Genomic DNA, 837 nt, shown 5'->3' with positions numbered 1-837 from the left:
ACACCGCGAAGCAGAGCGCCGATGTTGTCGCCGGCCTGGCCCTGGTCGAGCAGCTTGCGGAACATTTCCACGCCCGTCACAGTCGTCGTCGTCGTCGGGCGGATGCCGACGATCTCGACCGTCTCGCCAACCTTGACGATGCCGCGCTCGACGCGACCGGTCACAACCGTGCCGCGGCCCGAGATCGAGAACACGTCCTCGATCGGCATCAGGAACGGCATGTTGATCGGACGCTCAGGCGTCGGGATGTACTTGTCCACTTCAGCCATCAGCGCACGCACCGCGTCCTCGCCGATTTCCTTGTTGGAATCTTCAAGAGCGGCCAGAGCCGAACCCTTGACGATCGGAATGTCGTCGCCCGGGAAGTCGTACTTCGAGAGAAGCTCGCGCACTTCCAGTTCGACCAGCTCGAGAAGCTCCGGATCGTCAACCTGGTCGACCTTGTTCAGGAACACCACGATCGCGGGAACGCCAACCTGACGGGCGAGCAGGATGTGCTCGCGGGTCTGGGGCATCGGGCCGTCGGCGGCCGAAACAACCAGGATCGCGCCATCCATCTGGGCGGCACCGGTGATCATGTTCTTCACATAATCGGCGTGGCCGGGGCAATCGACGTGGGCGTAGTGACGCGCTTCCGTCTCGTATTCCACGTGCGCCGTCGAGATCGTGATGCCGCGCGCCTTTTCCTCAGGTGCAGCGTCGATCTGGTCATACGCCTTGTACTCGCCGAAATACTTCGTGATCGCCGCTGTCAGCGACGTCTTGCCATGGTCAACGTGGCCGATCGTGCCGATGTTGACATGCGGCTTATTGCGTTCAAACTTACTTTTCGCCATC

1 protein-coding gene is annotated in these 837 nt (G+C 61.6%); it reads right to left on the bottom strand.

Going from position 1 to position 837, the window contains the following annotated elements; genetic code table 11:
- Positions 1–836: elongation factor Tu (locus DUT91_RS25075; RefSeq protein ID WP_114443057.1), on the bottom strand; the 836-nt coding region annotated here is incomplete at its 3' end.
- Position 837: the final 1 nt, after the last annotated feature.

It is taken from the genome of Paramesorhizobium salinisoli (assembly GCF_003335045.1).
In the GTDB taxonomy this organism is placed as follows: Bacteria; Pseudomonadota; Alphaproteobacteria; order Rhizobiales; family Rhizobiaceae; genus Paramesorhizobium; species Paramesorhizobium salinisoli.
The sequence above is the reverse complement of the archived record's forward strand: the minus strand, read 5'-3'. Positions and strand labels throughout refer to the sequence as shown.